The organism is Limnohabitans sp. 2KL-17, from assembly GCF_003063415.1.
Taxonomy (GTDB): Bacteria; Pseudomonadota; Gammaproteobacteria; order Burkholderiales; family Burkholderiaceae_C; genus Limnohabitans_A.
Genome location: NZ_NESK01000019.1, coordinates 1 through 16,401 on the forward strand (window position 1 = coordinate 1; position 16,401 = coordinate 16,401).

The window sequence follows — 16,401 nt, forward strand, 5'->3', positions numbered from 1 at the left end:
GCTGGTACGAAATCGTCCAAATGACGCATCGTGAAAAGGCTCTCGGTGAAGGTGTCAGCGCCGCGCATCATGTGTCCGTGTAGTTGCTCAACAATTAACGTTTCTCAGGGGCTCGGCGTGGACCTAAACATGGGAGTATTTCAGCAGCCTGTTAAACCAACTGATGCAAGAGTTGACCGCACACCGTTTGCTCAATTTCACCCTTATTTTTTCAGCCGCCAATTCGGTCGTCCATCAACTGGTCTGGGCGCTGCATCAGGGGTCCACTGTCAACATCTTGGCCGATGTTTGGCCCATGTTCATTGGCGACACCCTGGGCGCTTTGTTGATGCTCTACGGTTTTAAACTGGTGCTCTCCCGACTCCACATCAAACAAGTTTGAGTCCTGCTGCAGGTTGAACGTGTCAGTCTGGCTCAGACAAAAAAAGCGCCTGCAAATCGCTCAAAAAATCAAAGCCCTTTTCTGTCGGCCAAACGCGGTGCAGATCTCGGCCAATCAAACCCATTTTTTCGGCTTCTTGCAAAGCCTTTTGCACGCTGGTCATGGCCAGCCCTGTGCGGTCTACATAATCGGCGAGGTCAAAACCACCGCGCAAGCGCAGGGCATTGAGCATGAACTCAAACGGCAGGTCCTGGCGTGAGACCTCAGTGCTTTGCGTGACCGGCTCGCCCTTGCTGGCTTGTTGCATATACAGGCCAGGTTCGCGGTACCGCACCTGTCGTATCACACGGTGCGCAAAACTGAGCTTGCTGTGTGCCCCGGCGCCAATGCCCAAGTAATCACCAAACTGCCAGTAATTCAGGTTATGGGCACACTGATGGCCATCTTTGGCATAGGCCGATACTTCGTAACGTGCCAAGCCCTTGGCCATGGTCAACTCGGTGATGCGGTCCATCATGTCGTAAGCCAGATCGTCTTCGGGCAGGGTCGGCGGGAACTTGGCAAACACCGTGTTGGGCTCGATCGTCAGGTGGTAGATCGAGATGTGCGGTGGCGCAAAAGCCAGCGCGGTCTGAATGTCTTGGGTCAAGCCCTCGAGCGTCTGTCCCGGCAAGGCGTACATCAAATCCAGATTGAAGGTATCGAACACCTGCGCGGCTTCTGTGACGGCTGCCAGCGCCTGATCGCGGTCGTGCACACGGCCCAGGGCCTTGAGGTGCGCATTGTCAAAGCTTTGCACCCCAATAGACAAGCGGGTGATGCCAGCCTGGCGGAATGCCCTGAAACGGTCTTTTTCAAAGGTGCCAGGATTCGCTTCCATGGTGATTTCGGCATCAGGCGCCAGCCGTAACCGGGCGCGGATGCCGCTCAAGAGTCGGTCAATCGCTTCTGTCGAAAACAGACTGGGTGTGCCGCCACCCAAAAATACCGTCTGGACACTTCGGCCCCAGACCATGGGCAAACTGGCTTCAAGGTCAGCAAACAGGGCACTGATGTACGCGTCTTGCGTGGACAAGGGATCGGCGCCTTCACGAAACTCGTGCGAGTTGAAGTCGCAATAAGGACATTTCTTGATGCACCAGGGCAAATGCACATAAAGTGACAAAGGGGGCAAGGCACTGAGCTGCAACAAGCCCGGGCGCATGGCGTGCACCAGATCCAGGGTGGGGTTCATGCTGGGGTGGTGTCCAGCCAGCGTTCACGCATCAGCGCCAGCATGGCCTGTGCGGCCCGGCCCCTGTGGCTGTTGGCGTTTTTCACTTCAACCGGTAGCTCGGCGAAAGTCTTGCCAAACTGGGGCAGGTAGATGACTGGGTCAAAACCAAAGCCATTGATGCCTTGACGCTCTCGCGTGATCTCACCCACCACACGGCCCATAGCGATCAGGGGCTCCGGGTCATCGGCGCTGCGCAAGGCCACCAAAGTGCTGACCATGGCTGCACGGCGGTTGGTGATGCCCTGCATCTGCTCGAGCAGCGCCGTCACGTTGTAATCGTCGCCCTTGGGGTAGCCAAAGCGCGTGGCGTAATAAGCCGTGTCCACACCGGGCTGTCCCCCAAAAGCATCCACGCACAAACCAGCGTCATCGGCCAGGGCGGGCAAGCCGCTGAGATGCGCTGCATGGCGCGCTTTGGTCAGTGCGTTTTCAACAAAGGTTTTGTAGGGTTCTTCGGCCTCGGGAATATCCAGCTCGGACTGCCGCACCAGTGTCATTTGCAGCGGAGCAAACAGGGTTTGCAGCTCCGCCAACTTACCGGCGTTGTTGGATGCAAGAACGATTTTCATGAACTCGGTTTCAGGCGCTGAAGATCAGGGTCTTGGGCTCATCGTGCGCTTGCTTTTGCAACTTCACCAACTGCGCAATCCCATTTTCGGCCAACGCCAGCATGCGATCCATCTCGACACGGGTAAAAGCCACGCCTTCGGCGGTACCCTGCACTTCCACAAAGTTGCCAGCGCCGGTCATGACCACGTTCATGTCGGTGTCACAAGCCGAGTCTTCGGGGTAGTCAAGGTCAAGCAAGGCTGTGCCGTTTTTCAACCCTACAGAAATGGCCGCCACGCGGTCAAGAATGGGGGATTGAGTGAGTTTGCCCGTGGTCATCAGCCAATTGACGGCATCTTGCGCTGCCACAAAAGCACCCGTGATGCTGGCAGTCCGCGTGCCCCCATCGGCTTGCAGGACATCGCAATCCAGGTGAATGGTGCGCTCACCCAGCTTCTTCAAATCAAACACAGCACGCAGTGACCGTCCGATCAGGCGCTGGATTTCCTGCGTACGACCGCTTTGCTTTCCCCGGGCAGCTTCTCGGTCGCCACGGGTGTGTGTGGCACGGGGCAGCATGCCGTATTCGGCGGTCACCCAGCCTTCACCGCTGCCTTTTTTGTGACCCGGCACTTTTTCTTCGACCGAGGCGGTGCACAGCACGCGGGTCTGGCCAAATTCAATCAGAACCGAGCCCTCGGCGTGGACGGTATAGCCCCGGGTGATGCGGACGGGGCGCAAAGCGTCATGGGCGCGACCGGAGCGGACATAAGAGGCAGTCGTGGTGTTCATGGTGTGTAAGAGTGTGTTGGCAGCTTGCAGGGTCTGAGGGCAAGCCAGAGAGTTTGCGATAATCCACGGTTTGGTGTTCGCACCTTGTGCGGCCCCTATGCAGCGCTCAAGCCTCATTCTTGGAATCGAAGAAGGGCGTGCTGTTCCAAGGAATTTGACCGATGCCAGTTTACAGTATGACCGGGTACGCCAGCGTGCAGCACAGCCCGCAGGCCACCTCTGGTGAGAGCCCTGCCAGCACCAGCCCAACCGCGCGATTGGGCCTTGAAATCCGCTCGGTCAACAGCCGTTTTTTGGACTTGAGCTTTCGATTGCCTGAAGAGCTGCGACAGCTCGAACCTGGCTTGCGCGAATTGATCACCCGACAGATCAAGCGCGGCAAAGTCGAAGTGCGTGCCAGTCAGGACGCCGGTGACGGCGCCACACTGCAGGCACCCGGTCACCAGACTCTGCAAAAAGTCGCGGCGCTGCAAGACAAAATTCACGACTGGCTGCCAAATGCTCCCGCCTTGAGCGTGTCCGATGTGCTGCGCATGACCGCTGGAAGCTCCGGACAGGCCGTTCCCGATGAAGCGGCCTGGCTGAACCTCGCCGCCCAGGTGGTCAAGGCCCTGAGCGAAGCCCGTGCGCGTGAAGGCGCTCGCTTGACCGACATGCTGCAAGGGCACATCGTCCAACTGCTGCGCTTGAGCGAGCAGGCTGTTCCATTGGTTCCGCAATTGGTCGAGCAACAGCGTCAGCGTTTTTTGGAGCGCTGGAAAGACGCCATGGCGCTGGCAGATGGGAGTCACCTGCCCGAAGCAGCGCAAGACCGCGCACTGACCGAGGCTACGGCCTTTGCCATTCGCATTGACGTGGCTGAAGAATTAACCCGCCTGCGTTCGCACCTGGAAGAAATTTCCCGCTTGCTGAAAAAGGGGGGGGATATCGGCAAACGTCTGGATTTTTTGATCCAGGAACTGCACCGTGAAGCCAACACCCTGGGCTCCAAATCGGCAACACTTGAAATGACCCGTATTTCAGTGGACATGAAAGTGCTGATTGAGCAAATGCGAGAACAAGTCCAGAACATCGAATAAAGAATCAGCCCATGGATTACCCCGGAAACCTATTTGTCGTGGCGGCTCCCAGCGGGGCTGGCAAATCCAGCCTGGTCAAGGCATTGATGGAACTGGACTCGCGCGTCCAACCCACCGTGTCACACACCACGCGGGCCCCTCGCGGTCAGGAAAAGCACGGTCGCGAATACTTTTTTGTATCAGTTCAGGAATTTGACGCGATGGTGCTGGCCGATGCGTTTGTCGAGTGGGCCCATGTGCATGGTCAGCGCTATGGAACCTCCAAAAAGACGATCGAGGACCGCATGGCCCAAGGCACCGACGTGGTGCTTGAAATCGATTACCAAGGTGCACTGCAGATCAAAAAGATGTATGCCAACGCGGTGCTGATCTTCATCTTGCCACCCAGTTGGGAAGAGTTGCGCTCTCGCCTGGAGCGCCGTGGCGAGGACAGCCCCGAAATCATCGAGTTACGCCTCCAAAATGCGGCCATCGAGATGTCTCAGGCCAAGGAATTTGACTTCGTTATAATCAACGAAGTCTTTGACCGAGCCCTGTTTGACCTCAAAGCGGTCGTTCACGCTCAGCGTCTCAAGTACCACGTCCAGCGCCGAACACGGCCTGACACCTTCCAAGCACTCAAAATTGCTTGAGTCACGCGCAGAAATTTTCAAGGAAAACATCATGGCCCGCATCACTGTTGAAGATTGCCTGGAAAAGATCCCGAACCGTTTCCAGCTGGTTTTGGCTGCCACTTACCGTGCACGCATGCTGAGCCAGGGTCACACCCCCCGCATCGAAAGCAAAAACAAACCTGGCGTGACTGCTTTGCGCGAAATCGCTGCAGGTAAAGTAGGTATCGAAATGCTCAAACGCGTTTCCTGAACCACATCCTGTTCGGCCCTTGCCGAATCCACAAAAGCCCCACTCATGGGGGTTTTTTTTGTCCGCGATAAATGCCTGCAACAGCTTGCGTTACATTGATGTCATGAGCAGTGCCACGTCCCCCCCCTCACAAGCGAGCCCCCGCCACCCCAAGGCGATGGCTCCTGCTGCGGCCAATGCGGCGGCGGCCAGCTTTGCGGTGCTGGAGGCTCAACTCGGTTACCTGAACGAAGCCGAGACCACCATGGTGCGCAAGGCTTACAAATTTGCCGATGAGGCCCATCTGGGCCAAATGCGCAAAAGTGGCGAGCCCTACATCACCCACCCGATCGCTGTGGCTGTTTTGTGCACCGAATGGAAGTTGGATGCCCAGGCTCTGGCTGCTGCCTTGTTGCACGACGCCATGGAGGACTGTGGCGTAACCAAGCCCGAGCTGATCCAGCGCTTTGGTTCTCCAGTGGCCGAGTTGGTGGATGGCCTGACCAAGTTGGACAAGTTGGAGTTCAATACCCGCGAAGAAAACCAGGCTGAATCGTTTCGCAAAATGCTCCTGGCCATGGCGCGTGATGTGCGGGTCATCCTCATCAAGCTGGCCGATCGCACCCACAACATGCGCACCATGTCCGACATGCCGCGCAGCAAATGGGGCCGCATTGCCTCAGAAACCCTGGAAATCTACGCCCCCATAGCCCACCGCCTGGGTTTGAACCAGATTTACCGGGAACTGCAAGACCTGTCTTTCAAACACTTGCTGCCCTGGCGCTACGCGGTGCTGACCAAGGCCGTGGCTCGGGCACGCAACCGCCGACGCGATCTGATTCAAAAAGTCAAGTCGGATGTGGAAGCCGTTTTTGTTCACGCCAAGTTGGATGTCCGCATCAGCGGTCGCGAAAAAACGCTCTGTTCAATATACAAGAAGATGGACGAAAAGCACCTGAGCTTTGCCCAGGTGACCGACATTTATGGCTTTCGAATCATCGTGCCTTCGGTGATCGATTGCTACACCGCATTGGGATGGTTACACCAGATTTACAAGCCTGTTCCCGGCAAGTTCAAAGACCACATCGCGATCGCCAAGGTCAACGGTTACCAGTCCTTGCACACGACCCTGGTGGGGCCATCGGGCGTCAACGTCGAGTTCCAGATGCGCACCGAAGCCATGCATCTGGTGGCGGAATCGGGGGTGGCAGCACATTGGCTTTACAAAGAACATGCCTCAGCCAGTGCCCAATCGAAACGCTTGGGCACTCAGTGGCTTCAATCGCTGCTGGATATTCAAACAGAAACCCGCGATGCCGCCGAGTTCTGGGACCATGTCAAGGTTGATCTGTTTCCTGATGCGGTTTATGTCTTCACACCCAAGAGCCAGATCATGGCTTTGCCTCGGGGTGCCACGGTAGTGGACTTTGCTTATGCCATCCACAGCCGGGTGGGCGACCATGCCATGGCCGCACGCATCAATGGCGATCAGGTGCCGCTGCGCACCGAGCTCAAAAATGGCGACGTGATCGAGGTGATCACTGCCCCAGTGTCTGCCCCCAATCCGGCTTGGCTGGGTTTTGTGCGCACCGGCCGGGCCCGGTCCAAAATCCGCCATCACCTCAAAACCATGGCACAAAGCGAGTCGGTGGAATTGGGCGAAAAACTGCTCACGCAATCGCTTCGAGCAGAGGGCATCGACAAACTGCCTGCAGACGATGCCGCAGGTCATGTATTGTGGGAAAAACTATTGCGCTTTACCGGCAACCGCAACCAACAGGATTTGTTGATGGACATCGGCTTGGGCAAACGCATAGCGACCATTGTGGCCAAACGCTTGGCCGCCTTGTTGTCGGAACTTGGCCAAAAACCCGATGCACTGCTGATGACCCGTGAGCGTTTTACAGCCCACGAATCCATCTCTCAAGGCACCATCACCCTGGACGGCAACGAAAACGCATCGGTCGTCTATTCACGGTGCTGCCGCCCCTTGCCAGGAGACGATATTGTGGGATACCTGGGCCGTGGTGAAGGCCTCGCTGTTCACACCCGTGACTGTGCCATCGCCAAGAAACTCGAACACAAGGACCGCGAGCGCTTCATCGGCGTCGAATGGTCGGATGAATTGCAGCGCAATTTTGAAACCGTCATCAATGTCACGGTGATCAATGGCAAAGGCGTGTTGGCCAGAGTGGCTGGCGCACTGGCCAATTGCGAGACGGACATTGTTCACATCGACATGGGACAAGAACTGCCACAGGACACGGCCGAGTTGAAGTTCTTGATCGCCGTGCGCGACGCAGCCCATCTGGAACAAGTGCTTCGGCAACTCAAACGCACACCCTCGGTTATCTTGGCGGATCGCCAAACCAACAAAGGCAACTCAGCCTCTTGAGCTCAGGACTTGCTTAAACGGGGGATGGGTAGCAGACCTGCAAAACCTCAATGTCCAGAACGCCTGCTGGTGTGACCAATTTGAGTTCGTCACCTTCATGCGATTTGAGCAAAGTGCGCGCAATCGGCGAAACCCAACTGACCTGCGCTTGTGAAGTGTCGACTTCATCGATGCCCATGATGGTCACCGTGCGCTTTGTGCCGGATGATTCGACATACGTGACGGTCGCACCAAAAAACACCTGATCACTGCCATGGTTCAATGAAGGGTCCACCACTTGCGCCACTTCCAGTCGCTTGGTCAGGAACCGGATACGCCGATCAATCTGACGCAAACGCTTTTTGCCGTAGATGTAATCGCCATTTTCCGAGCGATCGCCATTGCTGGCGGCCCAATGCACGATCTCAACCACTTTGGGCCGTTCATCATCGATTAGAGAGAACAGTTCGGCCTTCAAACGGGCGTAGCCTGCTGGCGTCATGTAGTTGCGCGCACCCGTGGGAATGGCAGGCAACTCCAGCTCATCATCCTCAACACCGTCGTCAGTTTCTTTGGTGAATGCTTTGCTCATATCGTGATGCTCAAAGGTGCGGTTGAATGATGGGATTAGAGGCTCGTGGGGTTCAGATGCGTGAACTTGGCTTGTGAAATGAGCTTGCCAAAAATAGAAAAAGCCCACAACTTTCGTTGTGGGCTTTCTGACTTTTGGTGCGGCTGGCAGGAATTGAACCCACGACCCCTTGGTTCGTAGCCAAGTACTCTATCCAACTGAGCTACAGCCGCAACATGGGAACAATTATAGCAAGCTTTTTGAGGCAGTTTGAGCCGCTCCAGATTTATTGCCAGGATGCCGCTGCCATGTCGTTTGCAAAAATTGGCGAGCTTGACCATAGCCCTTTCAGGCCTTTGCGGTAGACCGCCGTATTGGAAGCATTGAACAAAAACACGTTCACGGCATCCTTGGCGATCATCCTCTGCATATCGCCAAACAGTTGGGTTCTCTCTTTGGCCGCTGTTGTAGACGAATGCTTGGCCGCCAGATCGCGAAAGGCCTTGCTGTCATAGCCCCAGTAATATTGTGCGTTGGCATAGTTCATGTAATCAAGCGGCTCCACATGGTTGATGACCGTGAGGTCAAAGTTGCCCTTGAAGGTGCCCCCCAGCCACTGGGCCCATTCCACGTTTTCGATCTTGGCAACAATGCCGACCTTGGCCAGTTGCGCAGCCAGGATCTCGCCCCCCTTGCGCGCATAGGGGGGTGGCGGCAAGGTCAATGTGACATTCAAGGGGGTCTGGACGCCTGCTTCCTTCAGCAGGGCTTTCGCTTTTTCGGGGTCGTAGGCATACAAACCACTCAATTCAACATAACCAGCATCGGTGGGCGCCATGTGACTGCCAATGGGTTTTGCGAGACCTTCAAATACGCCGTCAATGAACGCTCTTTTATCGACAGCATGCGAAAGGGCCCGGCGCACACGCACATCGTCAAATGGTTTTTTGCGGTTGTTGATGGTCATGATGCCTTTGCCTGCCGTGCTGCCCATCTCCACCACAAAACGCTTATTGGCCTGAAATTGCTTAAGGCTCTGTGGTGATTGAAACCGGGGCATGCCATCAATGTCACCCGCCAACAAGGCAGCCACCTGAGCGGCCGAATCATTGATGAAACGGAAAGTGACCTTCTTCAGCTTGATGGCGCTGGCATCGCGAAAGCCATCCCATTTGGACAAAGTCACCGCCGTGCCTTTGGCCCAGTTGTCCAGTTTGTAGGGCCCCGTGCCAATGGGTTTGGTGGCGGCACTGCCCGCACTGTCAGGGTGCAAAATAACCGCTGTGTTTTCACCCATCCTGAATAGGAAGTTGCCATCGGGGTTGTTCAGCACCAGCACCACCGTGTGTACGTCAGGGGTGGCGATGTGGCTAATGTTGTTGAAGACGGCCCCTTTGGCCTTGTTGGTGCTTTTGGGGTCTTTGGCACGGTCAAAGCTGAACTTGACCGCTGCAGAATCAAAATGTGTACCGTCCTGAAACTTGACCCCTTTGCGCAACTTGAAGGTGTAGGCCTTGCCATCGGCGTCCATTTTCCATCCCTCTGCCAGCAAGGGGCTGATGGACCCATCCACATTGATCTTGGTCAGTCCTTCCAGGATGTTGTAGTGCACCACTTCTCCGATGGCAGCCGCAGGGGCCATGGTTGGATCCAGGCTGGTGGGCTCCAGAATCATGCCCAAAATCACGCTGTCCTTGCGCGACTGGGCCTGAGTCTGCCAGGGCGCCAAGCTGAGGCTTGCCGCCAACAACGCGGCAATGCACCAAGGGATCGATTGACGTTTCATGGGGAATTGAATGCTCATATTTTTTTCCTGCTTCAAAAATGATCTCGCTGACCGGGGACAGCTGAAACCAGCTTCCGGGTGTAAGGGTGCACCGCATGCTGAAAAACCTGCTGCGCCGGGCCTTTTTCTACCACACAGCCCGATTGCAGCACCAACACATCGTCACACATCAGGTTGACAACAGCCAGGTCATGGCTGACCAACAAATAGCTCAGGCCATGCCGATCTTGCAAGTCCATCATCAGATTCAGTACCTGCGCCTGCACCGATACATCCAGAGCGCTTACCGGCTCATCGGCCACGATCAGGGCTGGGCGTGTGATCAGGGCACGTGCAATGGCTATGCGTTGTCGTTGCCCGCCTGAAAATTCATGCGGGTATTTGTCGAGATCAGGGGTTCTCAGGCCCACTTCGTTCAAGGCCTGTGCCGCGCGATCACGCAATTCAGATCGGCCATCCGAGGGCTTGCGCAAGGTCTGGATTGGTTCGGTCACTACGTTGAATATTTTCTGTCTTGGGTCTAGCGATCCGTAGGGGTCCTGGAAAATCATCTGGAAACCGCTGCGCAAATGCCGAAGCGCCTCCCCCCGGGTCTGATGCACATCCACACCCTTGAACAAGACCTGCCCCTGCGAAGCTTGGTCCAAGGCCATGACCAAACGCGCCAGCGTGGACTTGCCTGAGCCCGATTCGCCAACAATGCCCAGACTTTTACCCGCCTGCAAGCAAAAACTCACATCGGACAAAGCCTGCAGGCTGGCGGCAGGTCCCCACAAACGGGAACGGGGCATCTCGAAACGCCGCCCCAGATGCTGCACTTGCAACAACGGAATATCCGGCACTTGAAGTGGCATCATCAAGTCAGGCTCCAACGGGGACAACTCACCTCGTGTGGTGCGGATGCCTGACTGTTCGGCGCAATACTTTCGGGCATCGGGGGCGTTTGCCGACAGTCAGCCACAGCCCAGGCACATCGGTCACAAAATGCACAGCCCGCAGGAAAGTCCATCAACTCGGGCACGCTGCCAGAAATGGTGGTCAAGCGGGTTCCCCGCGCCAACCCCAGGCGCGGACGTGCTGCAAAAAGTCCTCGGGTGTAAGGGTGCGCCCGATGCGCAAACAGCGCCGATGTGGAGGCGCTTTCCACCACCGACCCGCCGTACATCACCATGACCCGATCAACCTGGTCTTGCATGAGTCCCAAGTCATGGCTGATCAACAAAAGGCCCATGCCATCTTCGTTCACCAATTGCTTGATCAGTGTCAGCACTTCTTTTTGCACGCTGACATCGAGCGCGGTGGTGGGCTCATCAGCAATCAACAAGTCGGGGCTGCAAGCCAACGCGATCGAGATCATGACGCGCTGCCGCTGGCCGCCAGACAACTGGTGCGGGTAGGCCTCCAGCCGTTCGCGTGCGCGGGGCAATTGCACCCTCTCCAGCAATTCCAGCGCACGGGCTTTGGCCTCGGTCACACCCATGTTCTGATGCAATCGCAAAGGCTCTGCAATTTGCTTCCATATCGGGTGCAGTGGGTTGAGCGCAGTCATCGGCTCCTGAAAAATCATGGCTATCCGCGACCCTCTCAGCCGACACAGTTGTGGATCGGGCAAGTGAACCAACTCCTGGCCTTGCAATTGAATCGAACCACTGACTTGCGCACGCTCGGGCAACAAGCCCATCAGGGCCAGGGCCGTGAGCGATTTGCCACAGCCGCTTTCGCCAATCAGACCTACCGTATCACCGCGTTCCATGCGCAAAGATACGCCCCTCAAAGCCTGGGCCCACCCGCGGGCTGTTGGCAAAGTCACCCGCAAATCGGTCACTTGCAGCAGAGGGGCTTGCTTGGTCATTTCAGTCATCGCTATTTACCGCTGCCTTGCCAACCGGGGGTCGAGCACATCCCGCAGACCATCCCCCATGAGGTTCAGGCCCAGCACCGCCAGCGCAATCGCTGCGCCGGGATAAACCGCGAGCATCGGAGCTTGAAAAATCTGGGACTGCGCCTCATTGAGCATGCGGCCCCAACTGGGCTGCGGTGGCTGCGTCCCCAATCCCAGATACGACAAAGCCGCCTCAGCCAGGATTGCGATCGAAAACTGAATGCTTGACTGAACGATCAGAACGCTCGCGATGTTGGGCAATACATGCGACAGGGTGATGGACAAGGGCCCCTTGCCCGAAGCCCGTGCAGCGGCCGTGAAGTCACGCGACCAGACCGCATTGGCTGCACCACGCGTGATGCGTGTGAACACCGGTATGTTGAAAATCCCTATCGCCACAATGCTGATGACCAGACCCGGCCCGTAAATCGCAGTCAACATGATGGCCGACAACAGGGCTGGAAAAGCAAATGTAAAGTCCGATGCCCGCATGATGACTTCTTCCACCCAACCCCTGCGGGCCGAAGCCAACAAACCCAGCGGCACACCGATCCCCAAACCAATGCCAACCGCAATGAATCCGACGAGCAGGGAATTCTGGCAGCCCGCCAGCAACAAAGCGCCGATGTCACGCCCCAGGCTGTCTGTGCCCAGCCAGTGGGCGGCGCTGGGCAAAGCCAGCTTGTTGGGGATGTCTATGTCGCCCACCGGGTATGGCGACCAGAACAAGGACAAGCCCGCACAGAACAACAGCAGCAAGACCATGGCACCACCCAGCACAAAACTGGGGTGCCTCAAGGCACGGCGCCACGCCATATTTTTATCCTGCATGGCCTGCCTTCACACGCGGATCGATCAACGCATACAGAACATCGATAAAAAAGTTGATCAGCACCACCAAGGCCGACAGCAACATGACCACATCGCGCACCACGATGAGATCGCGGTTTGCAATAGCCTGGAAAATCAGCCGACCAATGCCTGGCAGCACGAAAACGTTTTCAATCACGATGGCGCCAGTAATCAGGTTGCCAAACTGCAAGCCCATCACGGTGAGCACGGGAATCATGGCGTTGCGCAGCACATGGCCCCAAAGCATCTGACGGCGAGACAACCCCTTGGCACGCGCAGTGCGTACAAAATCTTCACGAAGGGTGTCCAGTACCGCAGAGCGAGTGACCCGCGTCAAGATGGCTGTTTGTACCGCAGCCAAAGCCAATGCCGGTAGCAGCAAGGCCTTCAGGGCCTCCCCCACGCCGCCACCGTCATCGGCTGACCAGCCCGGAAACCCGCCGGCACTGAGCCACTCTAGGTGCACCGCGAACAGCAAAATCAGCAAGATCGCCAACCAGAAATTAGGGACGGCCAATCCGACCTGGCTGAACATCATGACGCTGACATCGCCTGCTTTGTTTTGTTGCGAAGCGGCATAAATGCCAAGTGTCAAAGCCAGCGCCACCGTCAGGAACATGGCCATCACCGCCAGGGGAATCGAGACCTGCATGCGTTCGGCCATCAACTGGGCTGTGCTTGTGTCATAAGAAATGCTCAGGACTGTCTGCCCTTTCAACAAGCCGCCAATCCAGTTCAGGTAACGGGTGCTGGCGGGCTGGTTCAAGCCCATCTTGGTTTCCATCGCAGCAATCGACTCGGCCGTCGCGGTTTCCCCCAAAATCACCTGTGCTGCGTTTCCGGGCAAGAACTCAAGCACGGCAAACACCACGACCGATGTGGCCAGCAGGGTCAAAATAAAGCTCAGCAGTCTTTTGATTAAAAACAGGGGCACAAGCTATTCTCGGATCAATGAGCCACAATGAAAAAGGTTTTAAATGGCATACGAAATGATTGTAAACAGCGCCAGAGGCATTGAGCTTGGCAGCATAGTCGATGTCGACGGCTTGCAAGTTGGGCACTTCACGCTGAGCGAGCGACTGACCGGTTGCTCGGTGGTGTTGGCAGTGGACGGCGCTGTGGGGGCTGTGGATGTTCGGGGTGCCGCACCTGGCACTCGGGAAACCGATTTACTGGACCCTTCCAACCTGGTGGACAAAGTACATGCCGTGGCGCTGAGCGGTGGGAGTGCTTTTGGTCTGGATGCAGCCACGGGTGTGATGCGCTGGCTGGACGAGCAAGGCATTGGTTTCGAAACGGGATACGGCCGGGTTCCGATTGTGCCGGCTGCCGTGTTATTTGACCTTCCTGTAACCTGCCCTGGCAACGACCCCAAAGCCAGGCCAGGCGCTGATGCAGGTTATGCCGCATGTCTGGCCGCAACGCGCAACAAACCGACAGCGGGCAACGTGGGTGCAGGCGCAGGCGCCTGTGTGGGCAAACTGTTTGGCCTGCAACGCTGCATGAAAGGAGGCATCGGCAACGCCAGTGTGCGCGTGGGCCCTTGGGTGGTAGGCGCCTTGGTGGCCTGCAACGCCGTAGGTGATGTCATCGACCCAGCGACTGGCCAAGTCATCGCAGGGGCCCGATCAGCCGATGGAAAAACCATGATCGACACCCAGCGTGCTTTGCTGAACGGCGAGAGCAGCAACCGCCCCCTGCCCGGCACCAACACCACCATTGGTGTGGTTGCAACCAACGCCACCTTGAACAAAGCCCAGGCCAAACGCATGGCCATGAGTGCCCATGATGGTCTCGCACGAAGCATCCGACCCGCCCACACCACCCTGGACGGAGACACACTGTTTGCCATGGCCACTTGCACCGAAAACAGCCCTGCAGACTTGATGCTGCTCACGGTGATGGCGGCACATGCCACGGCGTTGGCTACGGTTGATGCGGTCAGACAGGCGCAGGCCATCTCGACCGTCTGGGGTCATGTGCCTGCAGCCCATCTGTAAAAGCCCTCTGGACAAGAAAAAACCGCTTTGCAGCGGTTTTTTGGAGCAAGACTATCCGCAAATCACTTGCGTGGGCCTTTGGGTCGGTTGAACCAGTTGGCCAGCATGAACAGGCCAAAGACCACGAACATGATGATGAGGATATGTTTGATTTCCATGGTTTTTCCTTTGCTTTGGGGTAAATGATCAATCAACGCTGAATGCGATTATGCAGAGATGCCCACCGGTCGTACAGGTCGCATCAAAGGACCCATGGCCAAAAGGGTCAGCCCCAACAACACAATTTCGAGTGTGTAAACGGCCGAGTAACCCATCACAGAGCTGCTGACCAGCGCCACCCCATCGCGCACAACGCCGCCCAGCGCCATGCCCACGCCTGCTGCGGTGGCCTGTACCGCGCCCCAGGCGCCCATGGCCAGACCGGTTTGCTCGGGCGGGGCCATTTGCATGGTGGCTGTCAGTGTGCCGTGGGCAAACAAGCCGCCCCCGAGACCGATCAGAAAAATGCCCACAGAAAAAAGCACTGGGGAGACCAAGGGGGCCGAGGCGATCACCGCCACAAATGCAGGCACACCCACCCAAGCACCCCAACCGGACATGCGGTAGGCATCGCCCCCCCGACCCAGCACACGCGATGCCCATACAAAACCGATCAAACCACCCAAGGCCAGGGTCGCGGTGAGCATGGTGGTTGTCGACACGCTGAGGTGCAGAATTTCTCCACCATAAGGCTCCAGCAGGACATCTTCCATGGTGAAAGCCATGGTGCCCAGACCTACCGCCAACAATCGGCGCAGGGTGTTCGGGCCTTTGCAAAAGGTTTGCCAGGCCTGCTGAAAATTTTGCTCAAGGGGTGTGCCCGGCTTGCGCAACCGGCTTCGCGGCTCTTGCTTCCATAAAGCGATCACGTTCAGCGCCAAGGTCATCACGGCCACGGCTTGCACCACCCGGATGAGCTGCCCCGGGCTGTAGTCGTGCAGCAAATGGCCCAGCATCAATGCGCTGCCGATCATGCCCAGCAACTGCATGACGTACATGAGCCCAACCACTTTGGGCTGGCTTTCGACCGGCGCCAGATCGGTGGCCAGGGCCAGTCCGGCAGTTTGCACAGTGTGCATGCCAATGCCCACCAAAATGAAGGCTCCGGCCGCACCGACCAACCCCACCCAGGCTGGCGCTTGGCTGGACTGCCCTGCCCCGGCCAACACCAGCAGCGCAAACGGCATGATGGAAAACCCGCCGAATTGCAGCAAGCTGCCCATCCAGATGTAGGGCACGCGGCGCCAGCCCAGTTGAGACCGGTGGTTGTCAGAGCGGAAACCGATCAACGCCCGAAAAGGCGCCACCAGCAAAGGCAAGGCCACCATGAGAGACACCAGCGTGGCTGGAACTTTCAGCTCCACGATCATCACGCGGTTGAGGGTGCCCACCAGCATGACCATGGCCATGCCGACAGAAATTTGGAAAAGCGACAAGCGCAGCAGGCGAGACAGCGGCAGGTCTTCGCTGGCAGCGTCGGCAAACGGCAAAAAGCGGGGTCCCAGGCTGGCCAGGGACGTCGCCCAATTGGAGCGTGATTTATTCATGAGAGAAGGACCAGACGCTTGCGCGTCTGGTCGTTCGGCGGGTTGCACCCGTTACTTCTTCACCGCAGCATCCGCAGGTGCCGTGGCGACGACTTTGGCGCTGCCGTTGAGGAAGTTTTTCACCCAAGTGGTGTTCATCGTCAAGGCCAGGTGCACGCTGAATGACGCAATGGCCACTGCTGCAATGAACACCGGAATGCCGACCGAAGGCTTCACCACGCACCACATTTTCGAATAGATCATGTTGCGCCTCCTTTACTTGAGCCAGGGTGAATAGATGTAGGCCAGCAGATGGGCAAACGCGGCAATCATGCCGAATATCTGCGTACCCTGGATGAGATTGCGGTGAATCTCTTCCGATTCGGCCTCGGTCAGTCCCGTTGGCCAGACTTTGTCTGAGTTAGACATAGTTTTCTCCTTGCAGAAGAC

18 protein-coding genes and 1 tRNA gene are annotated in these 16,401 nt (G+C 57.1%); 6 read left to right on the forward strand and 13 right to left on the reverse strand.

The window, feature by feature from the left end; translation table 11 throughout:
* Positions 1-163 precede the first annotated feature (163 nt).
* Entirely contained in the window at positions 164-382 is a 219-nt protein-coding gene (locus tag B9Z45_RS10660; RefSeq protein ID WP_108407208.1) for a hypothetical protein, read from the forward strand.
* A 22-nt stretch (positions 383-404) separates the two neighbouring features.
* On the opposite strand, the gene hemW is transcribed toward B9Z45_RS10660, so the two are convergent.
* The 3 genes from hemW to rph are packed head-to-tail and all read right to left on the reverse strand — an operon-like array spanning position 405 to position 2,999.
* On the reverse strand, positions 405-1,616 hold the full coding sequence (hemW, locus tag B9Z45_RS10665) for a radical SAM family heme chaperone HemW (RefSeq protein WP_108407209.1): 1,212 nt from the start codon (positions 1,614-1,616) through the stop codon (positions 405-407).
* Entirely contained in the window at positions 1,613-2,227 is a 615-nt protein-coding gene (gene rdgB / locus B9Z45_RS10670; protein ID WP_108407210.1) for an RdgB/HAM1 family non-canonical purine NTP pyrophosphatase, read from the reverse strand. Before rdgB ends, hemW begins: the two co-directional genes overlap by 4 nt.
* Positions 2,228-2,237: 10 nt before the next feature.
* The gene (gene rph, locus B9Z45_RS10675) at positions 2,238-2,999 is read right to left on the reverse strand and encodes a ribonuclease PH (protein ID WP_108407211.1); all 762 of its coding nucleotides are present in this window, start codon (positions 2,997-2,999) and stop codon (positions 2,238-2,240) included.
* 176 nt (positions 3,000-3,175) lie between these two features.
* Here rph and B9Z45_RS10680 point away from each other — a divergent pair, with 176 nt between their 5' ends.
* From B9Z45_RS10680 to B9Z45_RS10695, 4 genes are all read left to right on the forward strand, one after another.
* Positions 3,176-4,078, forward strand: coding sequence for a YicC/YloC family endoribonuclease (locus B9Z45_RS10680; protein ID WP_108407212.1), 903 nt, complete (start codon positions 3,176-3,178; stop codon positions 4,076-4,078).
* An 11-nt stretch (positions 4,079-4,089) separates the two neighbouring features.
* Complete coding sequence (gene gmk / locus B9Z45_RS10685; protein ID WP_108407213.1) at positions 4,090-4,710, forward strand: guanylate kinase; 621 nt, start codon at positions 4,090-4,092, stop codon at positions 4,708-4,710.
* A gap of 31 nt (positions 4,711-4,741) precedes the next feature.
* Positions 4,742-4,942 (forward strand): DNA-directed RNA polymerase subunit omega, encoded by a 201-nt coding sequence (gene rpoZ / locus B9Z45_RS10690; protein ID WP_108407279.1) that lies wholly within the window; start codon positions 4,742-4,744, stop codon positions 4,940-4,942.
* A 103-nt stretch (positions 4,943-5,045) separates the two neighbouring features.
* Positions 5,046-7,316 carry a bifunctional (p)ppGpp synthetase/guanosine-3',5'-bis(diphosphate) 3'-pyrophosphohydrolase gene (locus B9Z45_RS10695; RefSeq protein ID WP_108407214.1) on the forward strand — a complete coding sequence of 757 codons (2,271 nt, stop codon included), beginning with the start codon at positions 5,046-5,048 and terminating at the stop codon, positions 7,314-7,316.
* A gap of 13 nt (positions 7,317-7,329) precedes the next feature.
* Here B9Z45_RS10695 and greB read toward each other — a convergent pair whose 3' ends face one another.
* The 7 genes from greB to B9Z45_RS10730 form a co-directional block, all read right to left on the reverse strand.
* Entirely contained in the window at positions 7,330-7,887 is a 558-nt protein-coding gene (greB, locus tag B9Z45_RS10700) for a transcription elongation factor GreB (protein WP_108407215.1), read from the reverse strand.
* Between the two features lie 135 nt (positions 7,888-8,022).
* Positions 8,023-8,099: transfer RNA gene (locus tag B9Z45_RS10705), tRNA-Arg, on the reverse strand.
* 53 nt (positions 8,100-8,152) lie between these two features.
* Complete coding sequence (locus tag B9Z45_RS10710) at positions 8,153-9,670, reverse strand: ABC transporter substrate-binding protein (protein ID WP_108407216.1); 1,518 nt, start codon at positions 9,668-9,670, stop codon at positions 8,153-8,155.
* Between the two features lie 14 nt (positions 9,671-9,684).
* A complete protein-coding gene (locus B9Z45_RS10715; protein ID WP_108407217.1) occupies positions 9,685-10,509 on the reverse strand; it encodes an ATP-binding cassette domain-containing protein in 825 nt (274 codons plus the stop codon).
* Entirely contained in the window at positions 10,509-11,504 is a 996-nt protein-coding gene (locus tag B9Z45_RS10720; protein WP_370445832.1) for an ABC transporter ATP-binding protein, read from the reverse strand. The genes B9Z45_RS10715 and B9Z45_RS10720 overlap by 1 nt, the downstream gene beginning before the upstream one ends.
* A 15-nt stretch (positions 11,505-11,519) precedes the next feature.
* Positions 11,520-12,365 (reverse strand): ABC transporter permease, encoded by an 846-nt coding sequence (locus B9Z45_RS10725; protein WP_108407219.1) that lies wholly within the window; start codon positions 12,363-12,365, stop codon positions 11,520-11,522.
* Positions 12,355-13,320, reverse strand: a complete 966-nt coding sequence (locus B9Z45_RS10730) for an ABC transporter permease (RefSeq protein WP_108407220.1) — start codon at positions 13,318-13,320, stop codon at positions 12,355-12,357. Before B9Z45_RS10730 ends, B9Z45_RS10725 begins: the two co-directional genes overlap by 11 nt.
* A 55-nt stretch (positions 13,321-13,375) precedes the next feature.
* Here B9Z45_RS10730 and B9Z45_RS10735 point away from each other — a divergent pair, with 55 nt between their 5' ends.
* Positions 13,376-14,386 carry a P1 family peptidase gene (locus B9Z45_RS10735; protein WP_233252173.1) on the forward strand — a complete coding sequence of 337 codons (1,011 nt, stop codon included), beginning with the start codon at positions 13,376-13,378 and terminating at the stop codon, positions 14,384-14,386.
* A gap of 206 nt (positions 14,387-14,592) precedes the next feature.
* On the opposite strand, the gene B9Z45_RS10740 is transcribed toward B9Z45_RS10735, so the two are convergent.
* From B9Z45_RS10740 to pufB, 3 genes are read right to left on the reverse strand one after another with little or no spacing between them, the layout of a single operon-like run.
* Positions 14,593-15,972 carry a PucC family protein gene (locus tag B9Z45_RS10740; protein ID WP_108407222.1) on the reverse strand — a complete coding sequence of 460 codons (1,380 nt, stop codon included), beginning with the start codon at positions 15,970-15,972 and terminating at the stop codon, positions 14,593-14,595.
* 51 nt (positions 15,973-16,023) lie between these two features.
* Positions 16,024-16,215: a light-harvesting protein gene (locus B9Z45_RS10745; protein ID WP_108407223.1), complete on the reverse strand. Its 192-nt coding sequence runs from the start codon at positions 16,213-16,215 to the stop codon at positions 16,024-16,026.
* A 12-nt stretch (positions 16,216-16,227) separates the two neighbouring features.
* Positions 16,228-16,380 carry a light-harvesting antenna LH1, beta subunit gene (pufB, locus tag B9Z45_RS10750; RefSeq protein WP_019429105.1) on the reverse strand — a complete coding sequence of 51 codons (153 nt, stop codon included), beginning with the start codon at positions 16,378-16,380 and terminating at the stop codon, positions 16,228-16,230.
* Positions 16,381-16,401: the final 21 nt, after the last annotated feature.